22 protein-coding genes and 1 tRNA gene are annotated in these 24,725 nt (G+C 52.6%); 18 read left to right on the top strand and 5 right to left on the bottom strand.

Annotation, left to right across the window (positions count from 1 at the left end; translation table 11 throughout):
• Positions 1-12: 12 nt before the first annotated feature.
• From dxs to F7231_RS17070, 9 genes are all read left to right on the top strand, one after another.
• Positions 13-1,947: a 1-deoxy-D-xylulose-5-phosphate synthase gene (dxs, locus tag F7231_RS17110; protein WP_166692821.1), complete on the top strand. Its 1,935-nt coding sequence runs from the start codon at positions 13-15 to the stop codon at positions 1,945-1,947.
• Positions 1,948-2,194: 247 nt separating this feature from the next.
• On the top strand, positions 2,195-2,914 hold the full coding sequence (locus tag F7231_RS17105) for a ferritin-like domain-containing protein (RefSeq protein WP_166692820.1): 720 nt from the start codon (positions 2,195-2,197) through the stop codon (positions 2,912-2,914).
• A gap of 34 nt (positions 2,915-2,948) precedes the next feature.
• Positions 2,949-3,689: a ferritin-like domain-containing protein gene (locus tag F7231_RS17100; RefSeq protein ID WP_166692819.1), complete on the top strand. Its 741-nt coding sequence runs from the start codon at positions 2,949-2,951 to the stop codon at positions 3,687-3,689.
• A 223-nt stretch (positions 3,690-3,912) separates the two neighbouring features.
• Complete coding sequence (locus F7231_RS17095) at positions 3,913-4,479, top strand: RNA polymerase sigma factor (protein WP_085415042.1); 567 nt, start codon at positions 3,913-3,915, stop codon at positions 4,477-4,479.
• Positions 4,480-4,688: 209 nt separating this feature from the next.
• A complete protein-coding gene (locus tag F7231_RS17090; RefSeq protein ID WP_166692818.1) occupies positions 4,689-5,114 on the top strand; it encodes a phage holin family protein in 426 nt (141 codons plus the stop codon).
• Between the two features lie 74 nt (positions 5,115-5,188).
• The gene (locus tag F7231_RS17085; RefSeq protein ID WP_085411746.1) at positions 5,189-5,728 is read left to right on the top strand and encodes a hypothetical protein; all 540 of its coding nucleotides are present in this window, start codon (positions 5,189-5,191) and stop codon (positions 5,726-5,728) included.
• Complete coding sequence (locus F7231_RS17080) at positions 5,640-6,464, top strand: phosphoglycerol geranylgeranyltransferase (RefSeq protein WP_085411745.1); 825 nt, start codon at positions 5,640-5,642, stop codon at positions 6,462-6,464. The genes F7231_RS17085 and F7231_RS17080 overlap by 89 nt, the downstream gene beginning before the upstream one ends.
• 40 nt (positions 6,465-6,504) lie before the next feature.
• Positions 6,505-6,972: an energy transducer TonB gene (locus F7231_RS17075; RefSeq protein WP_157510573.1), complete on the top strand. Its 468-nt coding sequence runs from the start codon at positions 6,505-6,507 to the stop codon at positions 6,970-6,972.
• Between the two features lie 86 nt (positions 6,973-7,058).
• Positions 7,059-8,333, top strand: coding sequence for an aspartate kinase (locus tag F7231_RS17070; protein WP_166692817.1), 1,275 nt, complete (start codon positions 7,059-7,061; stop codon positions 8,331-8,333).
• A 29-nt stretch (positions 8,334-8,362) separates the two neighbouring features.
• Here the strand turns inward: F7231_RS17070 and F7231_RS17065 are convergent, their stop codons facing one another.
• Positions 8,363-9,403: a PorP/SprF family type IX secretion system membrane protein gene (locus F7231_RS17065; RefSeq protein ID WP_085411742.1), complete on the bottom strand. Its 1,041-nt coding sequence runs from the start codon at positions 9,401-9,403 to the stop codon at positions 8,363-8,365.
• Between the two features lie 224 nt (positions 9,404-9,627).
• Here F7231_RS17065 and F7231_RS17060 point away from each other — a divergent pair, with 224 nt between their 5' ends.
• Together F7231_RS17060 and F7231_RS17055 are read left to right on the top strand one after the other, a co-directional pair.
• Entirely contained in the window at positions 9,628-14,016 is a 4,389-nt protein-coding gene (locus F7231_RS17060; RefSeq protein WP_166692816.1) for a T9SS type B sorting domain-containing protein, read from the top strand.
• Between the two features lie 86 nt (positions 14,017-14,102).
• Positions 14,103-14,175, top strand: a tRNA-Gly gene (locus F7231_RS17055).
• Between the two features lie 124 nt (positions 14,176-14,299).
• Here F7231_RS17055 and F7231_RS17050 read toward each other — a convergent pair.
• Positions 14,300-14,572 carry a hypothetical protein gene (locus F7231_RS17050; protein ID WP_208295631.1) on the bottom strand — a complete coding sequence of 91 codons (273 nt, stop codon included), beginning with the start codon at positions 14,570-14,572 and terminating at the stop codon, positions 14,300-14,302.
• A 514-nt stretch (positions 14,573-15,086) separates the two neighbouring features.
• Here F7231_RS17050 and F7231_RS17045 point away from each other — a divergent pair.
• Positions 15,087-15,302: a hypothetical protein gene (locus F7231_RS17045; RefSeq protein ID WP_166692815.1), complete on the top strand. Its 216-nt coding sequence runs from the start codon at positions 15,087-15,089 to the stop codon at positions 15,300-15,302.
• A 30-nt stretch (positions 15,303-15,332) separates the two neighbouring features.
• On the opposite strand, the gene F7231_RS17040 is transcribed toward F7231_RS17045, so the two are convergent.
• A complete protein-coding gene (locus F7231_RS17040) occupies positions 15,333-15,503 on the bottom strand; it encodes a hypothetical protein (RefSeq protein ID WP_157510571.1) in 171 nt (56 codons plus the stop codon).
• A gap of 810 nt (positions 15,504-16,313) precedes the next feature.
• Between F7231_RS17040 and F7231_RS17035 the strand changes: the two genes are divergently transcribed.
• The 5 genes from F7231_RS17035 (at position 16,314) to F7231_RS17015 (ending at position 21,767) form a co-directional block, all read left to right on the top strand.
• The gene (locus F7231_RS17035) at positions 16,314-16,622 is read left to right on the top strand and encodes a hypothetical protein (RefSeq protein ID WP_157510570.1); all 309 of its coding nucleotides are present in this window, start codon (positions 16,314-16,316) and stop codon (positions 16,620-16,622) included.
• A gap of 223 nt (positions 16,623-16,845) precedes the next feature.
• Positions 16,846-17,739, top strand: coding sequence for a YitT family protein (locus F7231_RS17030; protein ID WP_085411722.1), 894 nt, complete (start codon positions 16,846-16,848; stop codon positions 17,737-17,739).
• 135 nt (positions 17,740-17,874) lie between these two features.
• A complete protein-coding gene (locus F7231_RS17025; protein ID WP_085411721.1) occupies positions 17,875-19,128 on the top strand; it encodes a cation:proton antiporter in 1,254 nt (417 codons plus the stop codon).
• A gap of 125 nt (positions 19,129-19,253) precedes the next feature.
• Positions 19,254-19,853, top strand: a complete 600-nt coding sequence (locus F7231_RS17020) for an NAD(P)H-dependent oxidoreductase (RefSeq protein ID WP_166692814.1) — start codon at positions 19,254-19,256, stop codon at positions 19,851-19,853.
• Positions 19,854-19,886: 33 nt separating this feature from the next.
• Positions 19,887-21,767 (top strand): monovalent cation:proton antiporter-2 (CPA2) family protein, encoded by a 1,881-nt coding sequence (locus F7231_RS17015; RefSeq protein WP_166692813.1) that lies wholly within the window; start codon positions 19,887-19,889, stop codon positions 21,765-21,767.
• Positions 21,768-21,771: 4 nt separating this feature from the next.
• On the opposite strand, the gene F7231_RS17010 is transcribed toward F7231_RS17015, so the two are convergent.
• Positions 21,772-22,440, bottom strand: coding sequence for a GNAT family N-acetyltransferase (locus tag F7231_RS17010; RefSeq protein WP_208295630.1), 669 nt, complete (start codon positions 22,438-22,440; stop codon positions 21,772-21,774).
• A gap of 187 nt (positions 22,441-22,627) precedes the next feature.
• Here F7231_RS17010 and F7231_RS17005 point away from each other — a divergent pair, with 187 nt between their 5' ends.
• Positions 22,628-23,197 (top strand): DUF308 domain-containing protein, encoded by a 570-nt coding sequence (locus tag F7231_RS17005; protein ID WP_166692812.1) that lies wholly within the window; start codon positions 22,628-22,630, stop codon positions 23,195-23,197.
• On the opposite strand, the gene F7231_RS17000 is transcribed toward F7231_RS17005, so the two are convergent.
• Entirely contained in the window at positions 23,139-24,671 is a 1,533-nt protein-coding gene (locus F7231_RS17000) for a nicotinate-nucleotide adenylyltransferase (protein ID WP_085411717.1), read from the bottom strand. The genes F7231_RS17005 and F7231_RS17000 overlap by 59 nt on opposite strands.
• Positions 24,672-24,725 lie beyond the last annotated feature (54 nt).

Below are 24,725 nucleotides of genomic sequence, written 5' to 3'. Positions count from 1 at the left end.
ACGCAGTATATCATGCTGATTACCCCCGGCAACCTGTTAGCGACCGTTCGCACTCCCGAAGACCTGCGTAAACTTCCCAAGTCAAGCTTACCCCAACTCTGCGATGAACTGCGCCAATATATCATTGACGTAGTGTCTATCTATGGCGGCCACTTCGGGTCGAGCCTGGGCGTGGTTGAACTCACTACTGCCCTGCATTACGTGTTCAATACACCTGACGATCAATTGATTTGGGATGTGGGACACCAGGCATACGGGCACAAGATTCTGACTGGGCGTCGCGAAAATTTCCATACAAACCGGTTCTACGGCGGTCTGTCAGGCTTCCCGAAACGGAAAGAGAGTGAGTATGACGCCTTTGGCGTTGGCCATTCATCGACGTCTATTTCTGCCGCACTGGGTATGGCCGTTGCCTCACAACTACAGGGTAATCAGACCCGCAACCACATCGCCGTTATCGGTGATGGGTCAATGACAGCCGGTTTAGCCTTTGAAGGTATGAACCATGCTGGCGCTACCGATGCCAATCTGCTGATCGTGTTGAACGACAACTGCATGAGCATTGACCCTAACGTGGGTGCCCTGCGCGAATATCTCACCGACATTACTACCTCGCCCACATACAACAAGGTAAAAGACGATGTCTGGAACCTGCTCGGTAAATTTAGCACATTTGGCAAGTCGGCACAGGAGATCGTATCGAAGGTAGAGACAGCCATCAAATCGTCGGTGTTGTCGCAGAGCAATCTGTTCGAGTCGCTAAACCTGCGTTATTTCGGACCCATCGACGGCCACGACGTTGATCGCCTCGCTGATGTACTGGCTGATCTGAAGACCATCCCCGGCCCGAAAATCCTTCACGTGCTGACGGTAAAAGGCAAAGGCTACGGCCCCGCCGAGAAAGATCAGACCAAGTGGCACGCCCCCGGCCTATTCGACAAGCTGACAGGTGAGATTAAGAAAAAGACATTCACTACGCCACAAGCGCCGAAGTATCAGGATGTTTTTGGTAACACGCTGGTTGAACTGGCCGAGCAAAACCCACGCATTGTGGGGGTAACGCCCGCTATGCCCTCGGGGTCGTCGATGAATATCATGATGAAGGCCATGCCAACACGGGCATTCGACGTAGGCATTGCCGAGCAACATGCTGTAACCTTCTCAGCCGGTATGGCCACGCGGGGCGAAGTAGTGTTCTGTAATATCTACTCCACGTTCATGCAGCGGGCCTACGACCAGGTCATCCATGATGTGTGTATTCAGGAACTTCCGGTGATTTTCTGCCTCGACCGAGCAGGTTTTGCCGGTGCCGATGGGCCAACGCACCACGGTGCGTATGACATCGCGTTTATGCGCTGCATTCCCAACATGATCGTGGCTGCGCCCATGAACGAACAGGAACTGCGCAACATGATGTTTACGGCTGCGTCAGATACCGTTCAAAAGGGCAACCAGGCCTATACGATTCGTTACCCACGTGGTGAAGGGGTAATGCCTAACTGGAAAACACCGCTGGAAGAGTTGCCTATCGGGAAAGCCCGACTAGTCCAGGACGGCGACGATGTAGCCATTTTATCGCTGGGCCATATTGGTAATTATGCCGTAGCAGCTATGAAGCAACTGGCTAAAGAAGGCATTCGTCCGGCCCACGTAGACATGCGCTACGCCAAGCCACTGGACGAAGCGATGCTCCACCAAATTTTCCGCCGGTTCGATAAGGTTCTGACCATCGAAGATGGATGCTTGATGGGTGGCTTTGGCTCGGCTGTACTTGAGTTTATGGCCAATCATGGCTACATGGCCCGCGTAAAACGCCTCGGTATTCCCGACGCCATCGTTGAACATGGTGAGCAAATCGAGTTACACCGCGAATGTGGTTTCGACCCCGATGGCATCGCCGATGCGGTACGCGAGCTTCTGTATGCTACGGCTCAGGTACGTATCTAAGTAACCACTATTTAATTAGGTCCTGGTTGTCAGTCTGTTAAACGCTATCAATAAGATGGCATTTAACAGACTGACAACCAGGACCTTTTACTTTATAATAGCGCCTTAATTTAGGCTTGGGCAGTACATACTAACAGATGTACTTAATATATTTTACATAGATTTCAATCCAGAGTACCTATACTTCCCGTAAGCATAGAAGCTTCTGCAACAAGCAGAGACAGGAACTATTAACGCTTCGACACATATGCTTATCCAACACAATGAACAATCGGGAACTGATACGCAGCTATCGCCCAAGCATCCCTCGATGATCTTGGGGCGGCGGTTGTTTCTCCGCTATGCAGGCATCACAGCCGCTTCGGCGTCACTGCTGATTACTGCCTGTAGTAAGAACGAAATGGCTACTGGTCTGAGCCCGCAGTCTGTTGATCTGGGTACTGGTGATACCGGTATCCTGAACTACGCGTATGCACTCGAGCAACTGGAAGCTGCTTTCTATACACAAGTTATCGCTACGCCATACTCAGGCATGAGTGCCGATGAGATGAGCATCCTAACGGAGATTCGCGATCATGAAATCATTCACCGCGATTTCTTTAAGGCTGCCATCGGTAGTGCTGCTATTACCGGGCTAACCCCCAACTTCGGCGCTATCAATTTCAATGACCGGAACAGCGTACTAACCACCGCCCGTACATTTGAAGACCTCGGCGTATCGGCTTATAACGGCGCCGGTAAGCTGATAAAAGACGTAAACTACCTGCTGCTGGCCGGAAAGATTGTATCAGTAGAAGCACGCCACGCCGCTATTATTCGCGACCTGCTTAGCCCAAAAACAGCCTCGTTTGCCGGTGACGATGTTGTTACCGCTTCAAACGGATTAGATGGCGCCCTTCTACCCGCTGCCGTACTCGCCGCCGCTCAGCCTTTTGTCATGAATAAGATCACCGCCAACTTAGGTTAGGTCCGATTCGTCAACCAATTCAAACAAGAAAGCCATGAACTTATTCCAGATATTCTCTGACATTGAAAAAATCGACGGCGACGCGCCCGAGCGCCTAGCCTATTATAGCCGCCGCAACTGGCTGAAAATGAGCAAGCGTGTAACCGCCGCCGTGGCTGCCCCAACGGTGCTGGCAGCATCACTCAATGATGCCTATGCCCAAAGCTCGGCTGCTGTCGCCGCCCTGAACTTCGCCCTAACGCTCGAATACCTCGAAGATGAGTATTACCGCACCGCGATTGGCACGTCTGGTCTTATTCCGGCATCAGATCTGGCTATTATGGGTCAGATCAGCAAGCACGAGATCGCCCACGTTGCCCTCCTGAAAGGTGCCTTGGGCTCTGCCGCCGTGGCGAAGCCTACCTTTAAGTTTGGTACTGTGTTCAGCAGTTACCAAACTTTCCTGTCGGCTGCCCAAGCATTTGAAGATACGGGTGTACGGGCCTACAAAGGGCAGGCAGGGGCCCTATTGGGCACTGATCTTCTGACGGTCGCTCTACAGATTCACTCAGTAGAAGCCCGTCATGCTGCCGAGGTACGTCGGCTACGCGGCCTGCGCGGCTGGGTTACCGAAGGCGACACGGGTGCCGTGTATGCTGGTGAAGAGCTAACAACACAAGCGGGTGTTGATCTGATGTCATTGACCGGAAAGTCGTCGGCACGCGCTCGTGAGTCATTTGACGAACCACTGACAAGGGAGCAAGTTCTTGCCATCGTTACGCCTTATTTGGCTTAACCCGGCGCGAACCAAATGCAGAAAGGGTAGGCTCCGGCTTACCCTTTCTGCATTTGGTCCCTATTGATATGATTATAGTCTACTTGCTAAACAACAGTGGGTATAAAGCGGGTTATGACACACCACAGGCATAAGGAGTTAGCCGGAACTCAACATCGTATGAATTTCGTTGCATTTTTCCTCAACTAAGCCTGTATATTTGATTTCAAAACTAACGTTCAACTTGAAACGAAGCTCGCCTCTTTCTGACGAATCCGTCCTCGTCGAACAACTGCTCAAGCGCGATGATAAGGCGTTTCAGTGGTTGTACGAGCATTATTCAGCTGCGCTATACGGCGTGCTGCTGAAGATTGTTAGGGAAGAAGAACAGGCGCAGGATTTAATGCAGGACGTTTTTGTGAAGATCTGGAACAACCTAGGCAGCTACGATACCCAAAAGGGACGCCTCTTCACTTGGATGCTCAACATTGCCCGAAACACCGCTATCGACAGCATCCGATCGGGAAAAGCCATGAGTCGCCCAGCTTCGGCGCAAACTATATCAACCGACGACGAAGGCACCTACACCGTCGACCGGCAATATTCAGTAGCTCCTGATAACACGGATTTCATCGGCTTAAAGGAAGTAGTCGACAAGCTTCGGCCTGATCGAAAGCAACTTATTGATCTCGTTTATTTCAACGGCTACACGCACGAAGAAGCGGCTGAGGAGCTCTCACTGCCATTGGGCACGGTAAAAACCCGCATTCGATCCGCACTTCAGGAGTTGAAACAGCTATTTAACCGGTAGTACTGCTGATTTTTTTCTACACTCCCGTTTCAAACAGGCGACTTTTTACGCTCCATTTACTCACTTGCGGCTTCCAGCCGCTTTTGTGTTTTACGGCTGTGTGTCAACCGATTAAGTAAATGGCGGCGCGTTGCCTATAGTGTTCTGAACAAAGTGGGGCGTTTTTTGTCTAGTAAGTATAGATACATGGACAAAGCACATAAAACGTCATGTTAGAACGTCTGGAAGAAATTCGCGAAAATATATTTCGCTACATCGAAGCCCGTATTGAGCTGTTTACGCTCGAAACTCGGGGCAAGGTAGAGGAAGGGGCCGTTACGGCGGTTCATGGAGTGATTTTGGGCTTTCTGGCTACAATCACAACCATTTTCTTATTTAGTCTGCTGGCTGCCTGGCTCAACGAAGTAACTGATAGCCGGTATGTCGGCTTTCTAATCGTAGCCGCCTTTTTCCTAATCCTCACACTGATCTGGGCCGTCTCGAAGCCATCGATGACTAACATGATTCGTAGAATTGCCTATAAGGCAATGAAAGAGAGTCAGGACAAGAAAGCAACAGATAAATCACAGGCCGTTCAGGACCTGATGACTCAAACGACCAAGACGCTTAACGAAAGTGGCCAGTACTTACGGTAAGCCGTAGGGTGGCTATATGTCCCAACATCCAGTATACTCAACATTTTTAGCTTATTTTTATCCTGTTAAAACTCATGGAAGACCCTAAAGTACCTTTTGCTGACACCACCGCCCGCCGCGCCCAATTGATGGAGGCGACCGAACGATTCAAATCATCAATTCAAGATAGTGTAGACTCTCTTAAGACGGATGCATCTGAAGTTGGAAAAACAACGGCGTTGGTAGCAGGTGTAGCTTTCGGTGTATTTTTGCTGGCGAGCCTCATCCTGCCTAAGTCAGACGAATATCGGTACGCTGAAAAATACGGCGAGCCTGATGACCGCGACTACACAGACCACGAGGAGGAGGACGATGAAGATGATACGTATGTGCCCCGGCAACAGCACAAGGCAATTCGGCGCGAAGCGAAAGAAACGCAAAAGTCGGCTGCCGCCACTGGCTTGATCGGTGGTTTACTGACGTCGGTACTGACCAACATTGCTCGTGAGCAGATAAGCGGTTTACTGACTCGAATTCGGACAAATAATGCAATCAACCCCACAGCGCAAACCGCTGCTACCCAATACCACGAAACAGTCCCGAATCAGCCTGTCAGCTATACTGACCAGCTATAAAGAATCGGGTCGGAAATCGTTTGCCGTATTGCTCGACCCGGACAAGGTTGGGCAATACGATTTTACTGAAACTGTCAGCCGGGCCGTTGCGCATCAGGCTGACTTTTTTTTCGTTGGCGGTAGTCTCATTACCGACTATGTGCAGCGTGACATGATTGCCCAGATTCGGCAGCAAACTGACACTCCAATCATTATTTTCCCCGGCAATTCACTCCACATTGACCCCTCAGCCGATTCAATTCTTCTCCTGTCACTTATATCTGGGCGAAACCCCGATCTGCTCATCGGCCAGCACGTCATTGCGGCCCCGCTTCTGAAACGCAGTGGCCTCGACATTGTATCAACAGCCTATATGCTTGTCGATGGCGGCGCTCAGACTACCGTTTCATACATCAGTAACACCATGCCTCTTCCTCACGACAAGCCTGGTGTGGCGGCGTGCACGGCGATGGCCGGCGAGCTGCTTGGCATGAAGCTAACGTACCTGGACGCGGGTAGCGGTGCACGTCGTCCTGTTCCGGCCCCGCTTATCTCGGCTGTTCGGCAGGCGGTAGATACACCAATCGTAGTGGGGGGCGGTATCAACACAGGCGAGAAAGCGTACGATGCGCTCCAGGCTGGTGCCGATCTGATCGTGGTAGGCAATGGCATTGAGCAAAATCTGGATCTTCTACCGGAAATTGCCGGGGTGGTTTCGTCGTTCAATATCAAACCAATTCAGAACCTGCACGTCTGACCCTTTCTGCGTTCACTACGCCATTAGTAAGCTACCGTACATGACTTTCTCTTTATCGATGCCTTGTTTGTCCGGCTTCTACCGGATAGCCCTGCTGGTCTTACTGGCTGGGCCAATCAGTTACACAGCTTCGGCGCAAAAGGCACCGTCCCGAACGTACCCAGGTCGCTTTTACACATCGGTGGAGAAACTGGCTCAGTTTCCGGGCGGGCAAAAAGCGATGCTCCGTTTTCTGGCCCAAAACATCGAGTTTCCCACTTCACTCGATCGGATCAACTACAAGACCGGCCCCGTGAAAGTGCGCTTCATCATTGCACCGGACGGTAAAATTTATGACATCACTGTCGATTCACAGCCTGTGCTTGTTCCCGAAGCTGAAAAGGGAATGGACGAATATCGAATCAGTATTATCCGGGCTATTGAGAAAATGCCCCGCTGGACACCCGCTCAGATGGGTGGGATGCCCGTGGCAATGCTTTACACCATTCCGCTTAAGGTTGATAACTAATCAATAGCTGCTTAGCAAAGATCAACTGCCGCATCTGGCGATGGAAGAGCACTGTTAACAGGTTATTGTCGATTATTCATTGATACATGAAGGTTTATAAGTTTGGGGGTGCTTCCGTGCGCGATGCCGCCGGTATCCGAAATGTAGGTACGATTATTCAACGCGAAACGGGAAATGACTTGATCGTAGTGGTGTCGGCGATGGGGAAAACAACCAATGCGCTGGAAGACATCGTGGTTAGCTATATGGCTGGCCGTATCGATGAGGCGCAGTTACGCTGGCAGAACGTAGTGATCACCCACGAGTTAATTGTTGCTGAATTTGAACTGCCCGATACCCTGTTGGCCCCCGTTCGAGCTATTTTTTCGTCTATTGCCAGTAAGTTAGCCACTGCCCCCACCACGCTTACCAGCTACGATGCCGTGTATGATGAGATTGTGCCGATGGGTGAACTGATCTCAACGCATATACTGACCGCCTACCTGACGCATATCGGATTACCCGTTCGCTGGGCTGACGCTCGGCAACTCGTGCGCACCGACGACACGTTCCGTGAAGGTAAAGTAGACTGGGAAACCACCAAATCGCAGATTCAGGCATTTGTGGGTGATCGTATTGGCTTATTGGTCACACAGGGGTTCATTGGCGGAACGGCCAATGGCGAGACGACCACACTCGGACGCGAGGGGTCCGATTATTCGGCGGCCATTTTCGGGTATAGCCTCGGGGCCGAATCGATCACCATCTGGAAAGACGTACCCGGCGTGCTCAACGCCGATCCTCGCTATTTCGATGAAACGGTGTTGCTGCCCGAGTTAACTTACCAGGATGCGACCGAACTTGCTTATTATGGCGCCACGGTAATTCACCCAAAAACGATAAAGCCACTTCAGAACAAGGGCATTCCGCTCTACGTGAAATCGTTTTTAAAGCCTGACCAGCCAGGTACGTTGGTCGGCGCACCAACCGTTACCAAACCAACGCCGTCGTTCATCTTCAAAGTGAACCAGCTGTTGATTTCCCTGCACCCGACCGATTTCTCATTCATCGCTGAAGATAACCTGAGCCTGATTTTTGGTTTGTTTGCTACGGCGGGGGTTAAAATCAACCTGATGCAGAACACAGCCCTTAGCTTCTCTGTCGTCGTTGACAGTAAGCCCGATCGGATCCCCGATTTGCTGGAACAACTTCGCGGTCATTTCCGCGTCGCTTACAACGAAGCCCTGGAGCTAATCACCATCCGCCATTACGACCAAAGTACTATCGACCGTGTGTTAGTAGGCAAAAAACTTCTGCTTGAGCAGAAAAGCCGCAGTACAGTACAGTTGGTGGTTCGAGAAGAAGCTCAATGTACGGCTTGACCGCATCGGCAGACCGGTCAAACCATACATTAAAACTTAGGGCACGACAACATGCCTTTTTTGGGCTTGTAGCGCGACTTGTTACTTTCGGGACGCTCGAAAATGTAAGAAATAGATATTTCGTGCGAGCCACCGCTGGCAAAACCTAGCGTTGATATAGTAGCGTCGTAGCTGTAGCCAATCGAGAATTTATCGGCCCGGTAGCCAATCAAGCCTGCCACTGCGTCATGGTTGTTGATCCGCTGATCGTATTTTTTGAACGGGATACCCCGATAATAGGCACCAATCGTGATCGGTGAGTAGGTTAGGTATGCGCCCAGGTCGAGTTGATCGTATTTACCCTGGAATTTATAGTTGACCACCGGCGAAAAACTGATCTCCCGATCCATCTCATCGCCGTAGCCGGTAAAGCCCGTCAGCGGAATACGCAGGCCAGCCTGAAAGCTTCCTTTGATGGGCAGGCGGCTGCTATTGGGGGCGAAGAAGCTTTGGTCGGGTCGGCTGATGTGATGGGCCGAAGCACCGATCCAGAACCAGTCGGAGTAGAACAGGCCACCCGTCGAGAAGTCAGCGTAGCGGTTATTAGGGGCACTTTTCAGGGCGGCAATAAGCCCATCATTCGTAGTGTTGCTGATAAGCCCCTGCGACGAAAACTGGTCGCCAAACGTAAGACCGAAGTAGTTGACGTTCCGGTTCACGTAGCTCCCCTGCACCCCTAACCGAACAAACGCCGACTCGCTCACCTGGAACTGGTACGCATATTGCGCCGCTATCTCCGTTGACTGCACTGCGCCTTGCCCCTGGTTATCGCTCACGAGCATAAGCCCAAACCCGCTATTGAGTTTCGGTGCATAATAATCGAGGCCAACAACGGTAGTTACATAGTTTGTAATGGCGGGCCACTGGTTACGGTAGTTGATCGTAGCCCGGGGTGCCAGTGCCGACCCGGCAAAAGCCGGATTGAGGTATTGCGGAGCCGCATAAAACTGCGTAAACTGAGGATCCTGTGCGAAACAGGACGACGTCCACAGCAACGCCAGAAGGCAAAGGATCGTATATCGTATAACCATGCTGGATAAGCAACGCAAATTCATTGCCAAACGAGGTAAGGGATCAAATTTAGTCTAAGGTAATTGGCAACGGGCGAGTGGAACTCCATTTGCTGAGTGGCTACAAATATGGCCCCAGATCAGCGTTTTACAGGTAAAATTTTACGGGCCCGGATTCGTTTACTATAACGTAACGGGTCTGTTCTCTGTTATATGATGACCAGACTTTCGTTCTCTCTCAACAAATGGTATTCCAGGTAAGATACGGTCTTTATTCTGTCGCTTGGGCGATGGTCTGGCTATTGATGGGCATTGGCAACGGCTGGGCGCAAACGTCGCCCACATCGGCGTCGCTTATCCGGCAAACAGAGCAGGAAAACAAGATTAAAATTGTCGGTAGTCTCTGCGTTCCCCTATCGACGACCGGTAGTGGCGGCTGCGCCAACGATCCGGTTAACTTCTACGACGTTGACCCGGCCGCCGACAAAGCGAAAACGGTCTGGGTAATCGACGGCAACGCCCCGCAAACGGGCGTAGTAGCTAGTATGTCCTTTACTTCACCGGGGGTTAAAACGATCAGCATTACGCGGACCGTCAGCACAACGGCTACGTCTACATCGGTAGTTAGCTCAACAGTGTTGCCTGCTACCTCATTTACCGTAAATGTAGGTACGCCCCCGTCAGCTTTTCAGCAATGGCGCCCCGATACAACCATCTGTAAAGGTACCTCGATTACTATTGATCCTTATCCGGGTGGTGCGCCACAGGGTGTAACGTATTTGTGGTTTCCCAAGGGTGAAACTACACAGTCCATTAGTACTACGGCCTCTGGCTGTTATTCGGTTGAGGTGACCAACGCCGAAGGCTGCTCTACGCAGGATCGAATACGCGTCAGTCTGTGTCCGGAAGAAAGCGGCTCGCCGGGCTCTAAATGGTACTTCGGGACCAACGCAGGCCTCGACTTCGGCGGCGACAGCCCAAAGCCCCTCACCGATGGGAAACTCTCGACCATAGAAGGGTCAGCCTCGATTACTGATACGAAAGGAAATATTCTATTCTACAGCGACGGTATTACGGTGTACGACAAAGACGGGAAACCCATGCTGGTTTTTGACCCCATCAGCGGGTCGTTGACCAGCGGATCGGCGGTATTGGGCGGAAACCAACGATCGACCCAGTCGGCGATTATTGTACCGAAGCCCGTTTGCAGGGGCTGTGACTACCTCTATTATGTGTACACAACGGCAGAAATAAACGGTACGCGTCAAATCACCTACAGTGTGGTTGATATGCGCCGCAATGACGGAAATGGAGCTGTAGTGCAACAAAACCTACCCGTTGTGACCTCATCGACATCGGCAAGCAGCACCGAGCGATCGGCCGCCGTCCGAAATGACAAGGATACCACCTATTGGGTTATCACCCACGATTACGGCTCAGCCTGTTTCCGGGTCGATCACCTGACTACCGCGACGACCTCAACCCAGCAGCAATATTGCCTGGGTACGTCACACGACTCACCCGCCCGTGGTGAAGGACAGATCAAGATTGGCCCGGCCCCTACCCCACCCGTTACAGCTACAGGTACGTCGGGAACAGTCACGTCGGGGACCCTTGTGTCGGGAACAGCTACCCAGGGCAACAGTAATACGGCTGTCAGACCAGTGGCAGTAGTCATACCCGGCGACCCGGCCAGTTCTGACCCGGACCGACAGAAAAGCTATGTCGAGGTATTTTCCTTCAATACGGAAACCGGTGTATTGACCGGACCCAACAAGAAAATCGATCTTGGTCCGGCTCCCCCCACGGCCTACGGGGTAGAATTCTCACCCGACGGGTCAAAGGTCTACGTCACGTTAATAGGGTCCGTCTCCAGTGTCAGCGGCGTGTCGGCACAAACCGGCCCGTCGCGCATTATCCAGTACGATATCACCGTCGATGACCCGGTCAGCACCAGCGCACTGATTGAGGAAAGTACGACCCGACAATACGGTTCGCTTCAAATTGGTCCCGACGGCAAAATTTACGTGGCGGTGCAGAACCAGCCCTCGCTGGGCGTTATCGACAACCCGAATGGTGGTCTTGTGAGCGCAAACCCATTCGAGCGTCCCCCCGTATTCACCGTTTCCGGTCAGGATTTAGGCGGGAAGATCAGCCAATTAGGTTTACCTAACCAGGTCGTCAACTTCACCGAACCATCCAGCAGTGCCGGGATATCGGCCAGCAACGTCTGTGAAGGTGACCCGGTTACGTTCCAGATTACGCCCTATTGCCCTAAGCTGAAAGAGACGTATAACCTTACCGTGCGAAACAGCGCGGGAGCGATTGTCGCGCAGGCGTTATCATTCACGCAAACGTCACAGACCTTCCAGCTCAGCCAGCCAGACACCTACTCGGCCACACTCGATGTACGCGTGATTACGTCGACCGGGGCGACCTGTACCACTGCCACCGCCGAAACCTCACTGACGGTCATTGAGCAACCCAAGCCATTCAGCGTGGGGCCCGATATAAATGTATGTACGAATAAACCCGTTTCCCTGACCATCAGCGCCGAGGCAGAAGAATACGCCTGGGTATTCAGGGGCCGTGTCTACAGCCGATCCAGAGTGCTAGTGACCACAACGCCAGGTACGTATACGGCTTTCATTGGTAACGGCGGCGAATGTTTCGAGTCGGATGTAGTTGAAATTAATATACGAATACCGCCCAGGCTAAACCTGGGTCCTGACCAGACCTTGTGCGAAAACGGCACGCGTACTATTGAGGTACCAGCTGTGCAGGGCTTCGAGAGTTATTTGTGGAGCAACGGCGCCACTACTCGTGACGTGACGGTGTCGCAGCCAGGTACGTATTCGGTGACCGGTACCTTCACCACGCTGGACGGGGTAACCTGTGAGGCCTCGGACGATATCAGGCTGATTCCTGTGAAGAATCCCGTGCTGACTGCCGCCCTGACCAACCCGGCGGGTTGTACAACCATTGACGGGGCGATTCTGATCACGCCATCGCCAACGCTGGTAGTATCGGGTACCGCCTCGCCAACTAACTCGTTTACCTACTCGTGGACAACCGTTAGCGGCACGCCCATCTCAACTACCGGTAACTCGGCCTCGGCATTGACCGAAGGAACGTATACAGTGCGGGTCACCGACGAAAACACCTGCGTTACCGATGGCTCGTACGCCTTGCGCTCGAGGGCCACGCCATTGTTACTCACGGCTCAGCCCGGAGTGCAGCGATGCGACATACCCGGTAGCGGGTCGGCCACGCTGGGTGTCAGCGGCAGCACCACGCCCGTTGGGTACGTATGGCGAAACAGCAGCAGCGGTATTGTGAGTACCAGTCCGTCGCTGACGGGCGTAGCCGCTGGCGTTTACAGCGTGTCGGTGGTCGACAATCTGGGGTGCATCGCGTCACTCTCAACCGTAACCGTTGGGCTCGATACCCGTTCGTCGCTTAGCCTTGGCCCAGACCGCAGCAAATGTGTGGGCGATACGGTGGTTATCATCCCACGCGACGGTGGCGCAGTGGGCAGCGTAGCCTATCGATGGAGTAATGGTCAAACAACACGTACAATTTCTGTAAATACAGCAGGTACATATTCACTGACGACCACCAACGCCCTGAATGGTTGTATTGGCAACAGTAGCTTGCAAGTCCAATTCGTACAGAAGCCTAACGTTGCGGCAGGTACCAATTTGTCGCTGTGTCTGGGTGCACCCCAATCGCTTACTTCCCTGCAATTGACGGGTAATAGCCCCGGCGGAGGCACGTGGGCGGGTACGGGTGTTGATCCGGCCGGGCAGTTTACGCCGCCCGTATCGGCCATTGGGCAGGTGCTCACCCTTACCTACTCCGTTACGGTCAACGGTTGTGCTAACTCGGCTCCGCGACAGATTGCGCTGAAACAGACACCGCAAGTGAATGCCGGCCCCGACGCTGACTTCTGCGAAGGCACCGTGCAGGTCTTGCAGGCCATTGGTTCGCCGGGGTCGGTGTACCGCTGGAACGATGGCACACAAGGTTCGCAGTTACGCCCACAGCAAACGGGCCGCTATACCGTTACTGTTAACCTGGACGGTTGCGAACAGAGCGATGCCGTCGACGTTAATGTAAGGCCGTTGCCGCGTTTCTCGCTCACCCGCGAGGCAGCCATCTGCCTAGGTGATAACCAGCAAACGCAGCTCCGCGTGGTACCGGGCAGCGCCGACCAAATCGTAGCCTGGACAACCAGCAACACCAGCTCAACAACGCTACTTGTGAGCAGCGTGGGTACGTACTCAGTGACCGTGACGGGCAGCAACGGCTGTATCGCCCGCGACGCTGCCCGTGTGGTTGACCTGTGCGAGCCAAGGCTGTTTGCTCCCAACGCCTTTTCACCAAACGGCGATGGCGTCAATGATACCTTTGTGCCGCTCAACGCGTATACAACTGATCTGGAATTGCGAATCTACAACCGTTGGGGTGAAGTAATATTCGCCAGCACCCCCGAAAACCCCGCCTGGGACGGTACCTACCGGGGTGAGCCAGCCCAGACGATGGTGTACCCATATGTGATTAGTTACAAGAGCCAGTACTTCCCCGAACGTCCCCCCGCCGTCAAGCGCGGCTCGGTGCTCCTGCTTCGTTAGTTTCGCCTGCTTTAGCTGACGGCGTTAGCAGACGCTAAGAAATGCTTGCGTCGATTTCCGAAACTACTATCTTTGTTACTTCTCAAGCGGGAGTAGCTCAGTTGGTAGAGCGGCAGCTTCCCAAGCTGCAGGCCGTGGGTTCGAACCCCATTTCCCGCTCATAAGTAAAAAGCCAGTCAGGTACGTACCTGACTGGCTTTTTTGTGCCCGGTTGACAACATGGTTCGCACAAGCAGCCATTAAGTGGGTATGCAGCGTAGCCTATTTCTAGTACGTTGCTAGGTTAGTCAGTTGTAAATGTGACCACCTTACCGGCCGATAGCCGGACTTGGTTACGTTCAATTAAAGGTGTTAGTTGCTGGAAGGCATCGCGGCGGTTTTTCACGTCGGCTTCATCGAACCGGCGGTAGGTGTTCCAATCTACGTAGGCAGTATTGGTATTCGTATCCAGAAAACCGCCCGATACCAGTTTTTCATCGTCTAGCTCAGGTACGTAGATTACTGCCAGCGAAACAGAGACGCCGGGTTGCGGGTAAAAAGTCCAGGTTAATTTCATACACGTTTAGCGGCTATTAACCTCGCCTCAGGCTATTCATTGCCTCTTAGCTAGCCTTGTTGACTTATACAAGGTAGAGCAGCAAGGCCGATTACCCAACAGATTGCCGGACGCAAACAGTCATTCTCAACTCTACTGCAATCCGGGATACCCCCCACTGACGTATGTATATCCGTAGATAGGTGAACTTATTAACGTATTTCTTACGAGTAAGGTTGAGTAGAGCGCGAAAGCCCCGATTTTCTGAATCGGGGCTTTTTTATGGCCTATCGTGACGAATTTAACCGCCTTTGCCAAAGGGTGCTATAACAACGGCATCAAACTACTGATCCTATCGGAGAAGAATACAAATGTCTTTTAGACTACATATGATAAATGGTCCATTTTTTGACATGCATTACCTATAGGTTTGCCGCTTGTTTAGCTGGCCGAGCTAGCCAGTCAGGCTTGTGAAGCCCGCAATAGCCCGAGAGGTTCGTCTCGGAATTTCCAAACCTTGTCTTATTATATGGCTATGATTGGTCAACGCGTGCGAATAATCCTGCTGCTAACCGCAAGCATTCTGTGCTTTGCCATATACTGTAGCATGTGGATCGACTGGATTCACGGATTTACAGACGGCACTTTCGGCAATAATTACCTGGTAGCGCTGGGTAAAACAACTGCTCTGTCAATCTATACCGTGTTCGCCGTTCGCTTTGCTTATCAACGCATGAACACGCTGCTCTAACAGACGAAAGAGCAGCGTGTTGCGGCCTGATCAGATAGCGGCAAACTTATCAGCAATGGCTTGCCGCAGTTTGTCAACCTTAGAGGTCCAATCAATGCCAATCGCTGAATGGCCCGCCGCATCGGCGATGTCTTTTTGTTCCAATGCATATTTCAGCATTGCTTGCAGGTCGAGAAATGTCAGATTTGCTAGTGAGTCCATGATTCGTCGGTAGAAAATAGCGGTGCTCCATAGGAGAACCGATGCTGTGCACCACCGCAGAGAGACCGCGGCCGTTGTGCTTAACTATACCCTGAACAGCGCCTTTTGTTTGTATATATCGAGCCGCCGACACCAGCAGTTTCTGGCTCAGTACTCCTGGGCAGGCTGGTCAGGCAACTAGTTGACTTAGTACGGCTGAGCGTTATCTGACTCAACTCATATGCCTGCGCCTTAGAAACTCGTTTGTAGAGTCCGGCCCTAAAAAATAGTATGCTGCTTTTAAGTGAGCCAACTGCCCACAATGCCTGGGTACGTCATCCTAAGTAAGAATACCATCTCTTTCAATGGCTCATTCATCATTACCACGTTGAGTTATCTCTTAACGAGCAGGTTTACAGGTCATGGCCAGTCCTTGAATCACAAATCAGCAGATCTCGCTAGTTTAGCGACAGCACTTAGGTCTGTTGAAGCATCGGTGCGGCTGAAATCCTGCCTCTTTCTTGGGGTATTAAGTTGTCGGTCTTAAGTCAATCATACTTAACACCCTTCTTAATTCTCTCCCATGTGTTGGCCGCTGTGAGTAGTAGTCTGACCGAACGTTTGCCGACGCCACAACCAGCTTGGCAAAATCATTCAGACAGCCAATAGCGGGTAACCAGACGCTCAAAAAATCAGCAAAATCCTGATCTCTAGTTGTTCTCTTGGCGCTGAACCTGTATTTTGAGAGGTGTGAGGGAAAAGACAGCAGTAGATAAACAGCAAAGGCTAGCCTGGTTTTGCGGCGTACTCGTCGCTTGGCTGCTGCTGCTTGTGCCTATCTGGTCTGCTCAGGCACAGTCGGAAACGAAGCAGCAAGCCTGCGTTACGTGCGATTCGCCCGACCTCCCATCCAGCCAGTCCGACTTCGCTTCGATGGTGTACAGCCAGGGCTCTGTTGCCCGCGTAAACGCCCGGCCCGGCTTCCCATTTGGCGCGTCGCTCAGTTTACCACTTGGTTTTCTCGCTGGCTTTACCTGGCTACCCTACGCGCCATTCAGGGTACAGCGCCAGGGTTCTCCATACACTTTCCGCTTTCTGAAGCTCATCTTTGAGCACCAGATCGCTATCAACGCGCCCTGACGGGCAGCGCCGGCCCTTATCTGTTTAGTCTGCGTACGTATACCCCCGAACTACGGTCTGGGTACGTACCACTATTCTCATTCAGCACATGCTCGACATTGGCAAATCAGGACTTGATCTGTCAAGCTTGAGGCCTCATCAATCAGTGTGCTGCCGCCATTGTATGGCTACTGTATCCTCGGGAATATCCGTCGAAGATTTTCCCATTACTCTACTCAACATTATGGTCTCTCAACCAACGATACTACCCACATCGACCCAAACGCCCGGTAACCGGGTAAAAGACGGCGTTCTTCTGCTTGCTGGCGTGCTGTGCGCCGGTATGGGTCTGAAAGGATTTTTACTTCCCAACGACTTTATCGATGGCGGCGCAATGGGCATCTCGCTCCTGCTGGAAATCACTACCGGCGTTGAGCTAGCCCTACTGATTATTCTGGTTAACCTGCCATTCATCTGGCTGGGTTACCGACAGATTTCCAGAGGCTTTGCCTTTCGCACTACCATTGCCATCAGCCTGCTGGCCGTCTGCCTGGTGGTTGTCCCTTATCCACTGGTCACCACCGATAAGCTACTTATTTCGGTTTTCGGCGGCTTCTTCCTGGGGGCCGGCATCGGCCTGACCATCCGGGGGGGCGGCGTACTCGACGGTACCGAGGTGCTGGCCATCTGGGTAAGCCGCCGCTCGTCGCTGACCGTTGGCGACGTAATTATGGTGATCAACGTACTGGTATTTGGCGCTGCCGCCGCACTGCTAAACGTAGAAACGGCCCTCTATGCGATGTTAACGTACCTGGCCGCCTCAAAAACCGTCGATTTCCTGATTCACGGTATCGAAGAATACACCGCCGTCATTATTGTATCGGATAAACACGAGGCCATGCGCAGCATGATTACCGAAAAACTGGGTCGTGGCGTTACCGTGTTTAAAGGCGAAAAAGGCTATGGTAAACGGGGGTATAAGCAAAACGATACTAACATCCTTTATGCAGTGGTTACCCGTCTGGAGCTGACCCGCCTGAAAGACAGCATCAGTCAGGTCGACGAAGATGCCTTTGTGATCAACCATGGCATCGATGATGCAAAGGGCGGCATGATTAAAGGACGTCCGCTGCATTAGGACTATCCGGCGCTGTCCCTACCTGAGGGACCACTTCAACTTAAACCTGATCTATCTGGTTCAATAATAAGTACTTCCGCCCGGATTAGGTGTCGATGACCTTAATCCGGGTCTTTTAGTAAGCAACTCAACATTATGGATTCATCTGATTATAATTTATGGCTGGTCATTCTGGCGGTCTCTATTCTGGCCGTTGCCTGGCTTCCGTCACTACTCGAGAAATATCCGCTTTCGTACCCGATTCTGTTCGTAATCGGGGGATGGCTACTGTATCAGTTACCAATTTCGCTGCCAGCCCCCTCCCCGCTTACCCATCCCGAACTGACCACCCACCTGACGGAGCTCTGCGTAATTGTCGCCCTAACCGGAACGGGCCTCAAAATTGACCGAAAGTTCAGCTGGCGCGGCTGGCGCGTTCCCCTGCGCCTAATCTGGCTGACCATGATTGTGACTATTTCGGTCTTTGCCTTTACTGCCTGGAAATGGGCCGGCTGGCCCGTTGCTACGGCTATGCTGCTGGCTGCCAGTCTGGCTCCAACCGATCCGGTACTGGCGGGCGACGTGCAGGTAGGCGACCCTAACGAAGGCGGTGAAGACACGGTGCGCTTCGCCCTCACAGCCGAGGCAGGTCTGAACGACGGTATGGCTTTCCCGTTTGTGTTTCTGGCTATTGGGATAGCCAAAGCCACCACTACGGGTCCTGACCTGCTCGGCAACTGGCTGCTTCATGATCTACTGATCCGGGTTGGGGTAGGCGTACTGGTAGGCTGGCTATCGGGTCGTTTGCTGGCATACCTGATTTTTGGTCTTCCCAAGCGCATCAGCATTAAAACTACTGCCTACGGCTTTGTGGCACTAGCCGTGACGCTCATCAGCTACGGGGTTACCGAGTTGGTACACGGCTACGGCTTTTTGGCGGTATTTATTGCTGCCGTCACGATCCGGAACCACGAACGTACCCACGAATACCACACCTACATGCACGCGTTTTCTGACCAGATCGAACGGTTGCTCGTCGCCCTGCTGCTACTGCTGTTTGGCGGCACCCTGGCAACGGGATTGTTGCAGGCGCTCACGCTTCCAGATGCACTACTGGGCTTGTTTCTGGTGTTTATCATCCGCCCGTTAGTAGGCTGGCTTACCCTCTGGAAAACGAATACGCGTGGATTGAAGCGCTGGATTATCGCTGGCTTTGGTATTCGGGGCATCGGCTCCATGTTTTACATTGCCTTCGGCTTGCAAGAGGCTGCGTTCGCCGAACCAGAGCGAATTTGGGCCTTAACGGGCTGGGTAATACTGGTTTCGGTGTTCCTGCACGGTATACTGGCTACACCCGTCATGAAGCGGCTCGACCGTCACCTAGCCCCTGTTCAAGTGAGCCATACCTAGCTCGCCGGGGCCGGCTGGCCCGCTAGTCAGGAACTAACCCGGTCAGGAATTCTCTTTCATCGGTCAAAGGAAGTACCCTCTCCATTCTCTGGGCAGGTCTTATTTAGTCTGCCCACAACGCTATTATGGCTAAAGTGCTCATTCAGTTTGCCCATCCCATCCTGAGTAAGTCCAGGATCCACGCGCGCCTGCTCACCCATTGTTCGTCGCTGAAAGACGTGACCATCAACGATTTGTACGAGCAGTACCCCGATCTATACATCAACGTAGACCGGGAGCAACGCCTGCTGTTGAGTCATGATATAATCGTTTTGCAGCACCCGTTTTATTGGTATAGCAGCCCGGCTATCATCAAACAGTGGTTCGATCTGGTCCTGGAGCATAACTGGGCATATGGGTCTCGGGGGCAGGCACTGGCCGGTAAGAAAATGATGAACGCCATTTCGTGCGGTGGTAGCCAGCAGGCCTACAGTCCAACGGGCACGAATCGATTTACGATCAACCAATTTCTGGCCCCCTTCGATCAAACAGCGCACCTGTGTAAGATGACGTACCTGCCGCCCTTCGTCATTCACGCCACACACCGGCTTACCGATGAGCAACTCGATGTGTATGGCGATCAGTACTGTGCTGTGCTGTCGGCACTGGCCAACGACCAGTTCACTGCCGATGAACTATCCGGCACCCAGTATATCAATGAGTTAGTTGTTTCCTCGAACCACTAAGCAGTACCGCCATCTACTCAACTCACTACGCACATGCAGGAATCGTTTTTCTTTCAGGCAATGGTCTACCTGGCCGCCGCCGTCATTATGGTGCCTATTGCCAAAAAAGTAGGGCTGGGTTCAGTGTTGGGCTACTTACTGGCGGGCGTGTTGATCGGGCCCGCCGGCCTGGAATTCATCGGCCATGAAGGCACCGACATTATGCACTTTGCCGAATTTGGCGTGGTGATGATGCTCTTTGTGATCGGTCTGGAACTTGAACCGTCGCGGCTGTGGCGTTTGCGCAAGTCAATTCTGGGTATGGGTGGCTTTCAAATCGGCGTCACATCAGTGGTGGTAGCTGGTGGGGCTTTGCTGGTTGGCATTAGTTGGCAGCAGGCCCTGGTGCTGGGCATGATCATCGCCATGTCGTCGACGGCCATTGTCTTGCAATCGCTCAACGAGAAAGGCCTGATGCAGAGCGCCGCCGGGCAAGGGTCATTTGCCGTTTTGCTCTTTCAGGATATTGCGGTTATTCCGATGCTGGCGTTGTTTCCGCTGCTGGCTACCGCCCCGGCCGTAGCGCAGCAAACAGGCGGACACAGCACCGGTAGCCTGATCGATTCGTTGCCCACCTGGCTACAGCCGCTTGTATTGCTGGGTTCAGTTGCGCTCATCATCATTACCGGCCGTTACCTCACTCCCCCGCTGTTTCGTATCGTCGCCAAAACAGGTATGCGCGAGCTCTTTACCGCTACGGCCCTGCTACTGGTGGTGGGCATAGCCGTGCTGATGACAACGGTAGGGCTCAGCCCGGCGCTGGGTACGTTTCTGGCGGGCGTGGTGCTGGCCAACAGCGAATACCGCCATGAGCTGGAAAGCGACATAGACCCATTTAAGGGCTTATTACTGGGGCTATTTTTTATCGCGGTCGGCGCATCCATCGATTTCCAGCTGATTATGGCCAATCCGTTGCTCATCTTCGGGTTGGTTGTGGCCCTTATGCTGTGCAAACTAGTGGTGCTGCTCAGTTTGGGCCGGTGGTTCGGGCTGTCGACTGAGCAAAATCTCATTTTCAGTTTTGGTCTTTGCCAGGTAGGCGAGTTCGCATTTGTTCTATTCAGCTTTACGGCGCAGGAAGGTATTCTGCCGACAGCGATCACCGATATCATGACGGCGGTGGTAGCGATTACTATGGCTTTCACACCCCTGTTCATGTTGCTGAACGAAAAGCTGCTGCTATCGAAATTGGGCGTGAAAAAAGAAGACGAACGCGAAAGCGACGTGGCGGCCGAAGAAAACCCGGTGATCATTGCTGGTTATGGCCACTTTGGCAACACCATAGGGCGCTTTTTGCAAGCCAACAACGTAGGCACCACCGTACTCGACGTAGACAGCGACAACGTGACCTGGCTGCGGCGTATGGGCTTCAAAGTATACTATGGTGATGCCAGCCGCCACGACCTGCTCGATATTGCCGGAGCAGCCAAAGCCAAAATCATTGTCATCGCCATCAGCGACGCTGAAAAACGACTGGAACTGATCGAAACCGTGAAGAAGCACTTCCCAAACCTGCATATTCTGGTTCGCTCGACCAATCGATACGATGCCTATGATCTGATGAATGCCGGTATGCTGCACATTTACCGCGAAACGCTGGACACCAGCCTCCGTGTTGGGGTCGATGCGCTTACGCTGCTCGGGCATCGGTCGCATGAAGCAACACGGGCGGCCAAAACGTTCTTTGTTCACGATGAGCGAACGCTGAAACGCCTTTCGGCCATTCGGAACGAAGATGATTACGTAACGGCCGCCCGAGAAACGATGGACGAACTGGAACGGCTGATCCAGGCCGATCGGAATTCACCCAGCCTAACCATTGAGGAGGGCTGGGATGATACCAGTCTGGTACTTGAAGCAAAAGGGAAGGCCTGACAAGCTATTCGTCGTTTAATAATGTGGCTTCCAGCTTCTGCGCGGTCTCCCACGAAAAGGGGAACCAGCTTCCGGTAAGCGCATCGTAAACCTCGGTGGCCGCCTGGCAGGCAAATAACTTATAGTCGAACTTGGGGTAATGACCTATCAGATAGCCGGGATAATAATAGTCTTTCTGCTGTTGCTGGGCGTATTGCATCTTCAATAACATCAGGTACTTACCCAGGCTTTGCCGGTGGTAATCGGGATGGTAAAAATTCATGATTCCCGCAATAGTCCGGTCGCCATTGTCAAAAATACCGGCGGCGACTAGCCTATCCTGATCCCGCAGTTCAATCACGTACGTATCGAACGCCGTTTGGTGGCTACCGTCCATCAAGCAGGCCTCTACTGAGTAAGGGGCGTCGAAATCCAGACTATTCCAATATTCATCATAGAGCGATTCGAGTTCGTGCGTAATAACGAGGGGCTTTACGGTGCTGGTCAGGTGACTGTTGATCCGAAACAACCGGCTTTGCTTGGGGCCCAATGTCGCCATCGCCAGGTTGATTCGCAGCCAGTGTACCGGGTAACGTACCTCGTCGAAATGCACGTACCGACAGGTGAAGATCTGTTGCTGCATTCTGAAATACCCAAGGCCCAGGAACATGTCCAGCCTGCTTCCGTCAATCATGAACTACGTTGTCCTAGGTGGCACGAGGCCAGTTGGCTCAGTCAATTACTCGGTAATCAGGAAAAGAGCAGCCCCGTATGCGCCGTTCGCTCCTTTCGGCGGCAATATACCATCCCGAACGCAAGGCTTAAAAAGGACAAACAAAGTCCATAGACATAGGTTTTTAACGTATAAACAACAAACGATCATGAATAACCCTCAACAGCTTCGAAATGGGTGGATGCTAACCGCCCGGGGCGTTTTCTACATCCTCATGGGTGGTGCGCTCTTTCTGTTCGCCAATTCGTTCTCGCCTGCTTCCGGGCGGATCGTCGGTGTGCTGACACTACTGGCAGGCCTGGTTGGGTTTGGCTATGGTTTCACCAACCGTCAGGCCGATGCCAATAACATCTGGAGTCTGCTACACGGGCTCAACGACCTTGCTTTTGGACTCGTATTTATCTTTTCTGCCGCCAGTGGCCTCAAAAGCTTTGTCGATATGCTGGGGTTTTGGGCCATATTCTTTGCGTTTCTACAGTCGGTGCAGGCCATGTATGTAGCCCTGATGCAGGGAGGCTCATCGCTGGCCGCCAAGGTAATCCATTTTCTGATCGTGCTTACAACCGGCTATATGGCATTCGACATACTGCTTCGTCCTATTGGTTTGTTCGATTCACTGGGTATCACGGGCTTTTTCCCAATTGTGCTGGGCATTCTTATTATTGTGTTGCAACGCTTGTCGCAGCGGGCGAAAGAAGCGGGCTCGGTTGCCCGTTAGCTGGTTCGCTCCGTAGCTCCCCATGCTCAACCGCCTGCTTAATCTGCACACTGATGGGCGTATATTCCACTTCACAGGGATAACCGAAGAGGCAGTTCGCCTTGATCTGCTGCGCCACATTGGCCGGAACCATCAACTCCCAGCCGTCTTCACCCGCCTGGATCATTTCCAGCACGTGATCGGTTGAAATGTGCAGGTTCTGCTCGTTGTAATCAGTAATGTCTTCGATTTTATCGTTGCTCTTAAGGTACTGAAACAGCGGCTCCAGATGGGGCGGCAACTGAAACTGAGCGCAGGAATAAATCTGTCCATCCCGGAAGGTGGGGTACACAAACAGCTTCACCTTCCGGCTAAACAACGTAGCAAACGACTCCAGAATACCACCCGGCAGGAAGTTGTAGTGGTCTTCCTCGAAAATATATTCCAGATTCGGGATACCCATAATGAGCCCGATCTTCAACCGGGTCAGGCGCGAGAGATAGGCGACCAGGCGATAATACTCGTGGTAATTCGAGATCATCACGGTTTGCCCCAACCCGCATAGAATATCGACCCGATCCAGAAAATCCTTCTCATCGATTCCCTGTTCGTTGGCTTTTAGGTTATGCAGCGTCAGTTCGGAGATCATCATTACCCGGCTCTCGTCTACATCGGGCTCCTCCAGAAACTGCTTTAACCCGTTATCAATCATGTCGAGCTGCACATTGGTCACCGGCCGGAGCCGCCCGCGCATCACCACTACGTTCTTCTTATAAAGCGCCTCCTTCGGCTGTAGTACCTGCCCATCGGGGCCAAACAGTGCCGCATCGGTAAAACCGTTTTTCACCAGATACAAGCTCATCAGCCGGTTATCGACATGAGCAAAGTCCGGGCCGCCGCAGCGAATCGTATCAATCTGAATCCGCTCGGGCGACAGGTCGTCCATCAGGGACAATACCAGCGTTTCGGGCGATTTGGCGTAATAAAAACAGGCGTAAATCAGGTTCACCCCGATAATGCCCAGCGTTTGCTGCTGCAGTAAGTTCTCATTATCGAGCAGACGAACGTGGATGACAACATCGTTGGGCGGCGATAGCGGATCGCTTTGAAAACGGCAGCCCAGCCAGCCATGGCCTTCGTTGGTCTTCTGGTAATTGAGCGCCACAACGGTGTTGGCAAACGCAAAGAAGGTAGTGTCGGCACCGCGCTTTTCCGACAGGCGTTTTTCAAGTAGGCTATACTCCTTGTTGAGCATCTTCATCAGCCGCGACTCAACGACGTACCTGCCGCTTACTTCGGTACCGTAGATCGCGTCGCTGAAGGTCATATCATAGGCCGACATCGTTTTGGCTACTGTGCCCGACGCGCCACCCGCTTTAAAAAAGATCGCTGCCGTTTCCTGCCCCGCCCCGATTTCGGCAAATGAGCCGTAGATCCGTCGGTCGAGATTTATACGCAACGCTTTCTGTTTAGTGCCTATATTTTTTTCGTACATAGTGCTGATCGAAGTGGTACAACCAAAATTACACCATTTACCAGAACAACAATA

Origin of the sequence: Fibrivirga algicola (assembly GCF_011742925.1) — a bacterium.
GTDB classification, from domain to species: domain Bacteria; phylum Bacteroidota; class Bacteroidia; order Cytophagales; family Spirosomataceae; genus Fibrella; species Fibrella algicola.
The sequence above is the reverse complement of the archived record's forward strand: the minus strand, read 5'-3'. Positions and strand labels throughout refer to the sequence as shown.

Bases quoted from the DNA above. Each gene is read 5' to 3' on its own strand.
- F7231_RS17010 (WP_208295630.1), bottom strand. From the start codon at position 22,440: ATGATTGACGGAAGCAGGCTGGACATGTTCCTGGGCCTTGGGTATTTC.
- F7231_RS17070 (WP_166692817.1), top strand. From the start codon at position 7,059: ATGAAGGTTTATAAGTTTGGGGGTGCTTCCGTGCGCGATGCCGCCGGT.
- F7231_RS17060 (WP_166692816.1), top strand. From the start codon at position 9,628: ATGGTATTCCAGGTAAGATACGGTCTTTATTCTGTCGCTTGGGCGATG.
- F7231_RS17080 (WP_085411745.1), top strand. From the start codon at position 5,640: ATGCAATCAACCCCACAGCGCAAACCGCTGCTACCCAATACCACGAAA.
- F7231_RS17090 (WP_166692818.1), top strand. From the start codon at position 4,689: ATGTTAGAACGTCTGGAAGAAATTCGCGAAAATATATTTCGCTACATC.
- F7231_RS17005 (WP_166692812.1), top strand. From the start codon at position 22,628: ATGAATAACCCTCAACAGCTTCGAAATGGGTGGATGCTAACCGCCCGG.
- F7231_RS17040 (WP_157510571.1), bottom strand. From the start codon at position 15,503: ATGGACTCACTAGCAAATCTGACATTTCTCGACCTGCAAGCAATGCTG.
- F7231_RS17045 (WP_166692815.1), top strand. From the start codon at position 15,087: ATGATTGGTCAACGCGTGCGAATAATCCTGCTGCTAACCGCAAGCATT.
- F7231_RS17050 (WP_208295631.1), bottom strand. From the start codon at position 14,572: ATGAAATTAACCTGGACTTTTTACCCGCAACCCGGCGTCTCTGTTTCG.
- dxs (WP_166692821.1), top strand. From the start codon at position 13: ATGCTGATTACCCCCGGCAACCTGTTAGCGACCGTTCGCACTCCCGAA.
- F7231_RS17015 (WP_166692813.1), top strand. From the start codon at position 19,887: ATGCAGGAATCGTTTTTCTTTCAGGCAATGGTCTACCTGGCCGCCGCC.
- F7231_RS17030 (WP_085411722.1), top strand. From the start codon at position 16,846: ATGGTCTCTCAACCAACGATACTACCCACATCGACCCAAACGCCCGGT.
- F7231_RS17105 (WP_166692820.1), top strand. From the start codon at position 2,195: ATGCTTATCCAACACAATGAACAATCGGGAACTGATACGCAGCTATCG.
- F7231_RS17065 (WP_085411742.1), bottom strand. From the start codon at position 9,403: ATGGTTATACGATATACGATCCTTTGCCTTCTGGCGTTGCTGTGGACG.
- F7231_RS17100 (WP_166692819.1), top strand. From the start codon at position 2,949: ATGAACTTATTCCAGATATTCTCTGACATTGAAAAAATCGACGGCGAC.
- F7231_RS17025 (WP_085411721.1), top strand. From the start codon at position 17,875: ATGGATTCATCTGATTATAATTTATGGCTGGTCATTCTGGCGGTCTCT.
- F7231_RS17085 (WP_085411746.1), top strand. From the start codon at position 5,189: ATGGAAGACCCTAAAGTACCTTTTGCTGACACCACCGCCCGCCGCGCC.
- F7231_RS17075 (WP_157510573.1), top strand. From the start codon at position 6,505: ATGACTTTCTCTTTATCGATGCCTTGTTTGTCCGGCTTCTACCGGATA.
- F7231_RS17000 (WP_085411717.1), bottom strand. From the start codon at position 24,671: ATGTACGAAAAAAATATAGGCACTAAACAGAAAGCGTTGCGTATAAAT.
- F7231_RS17020 (WP_166692814.1), top strand. From the start codon at position 19,254: ATGGCTAAAGTGCTCATTCAGTTTGCCCATCCCATCCTGAGTAAGTCC.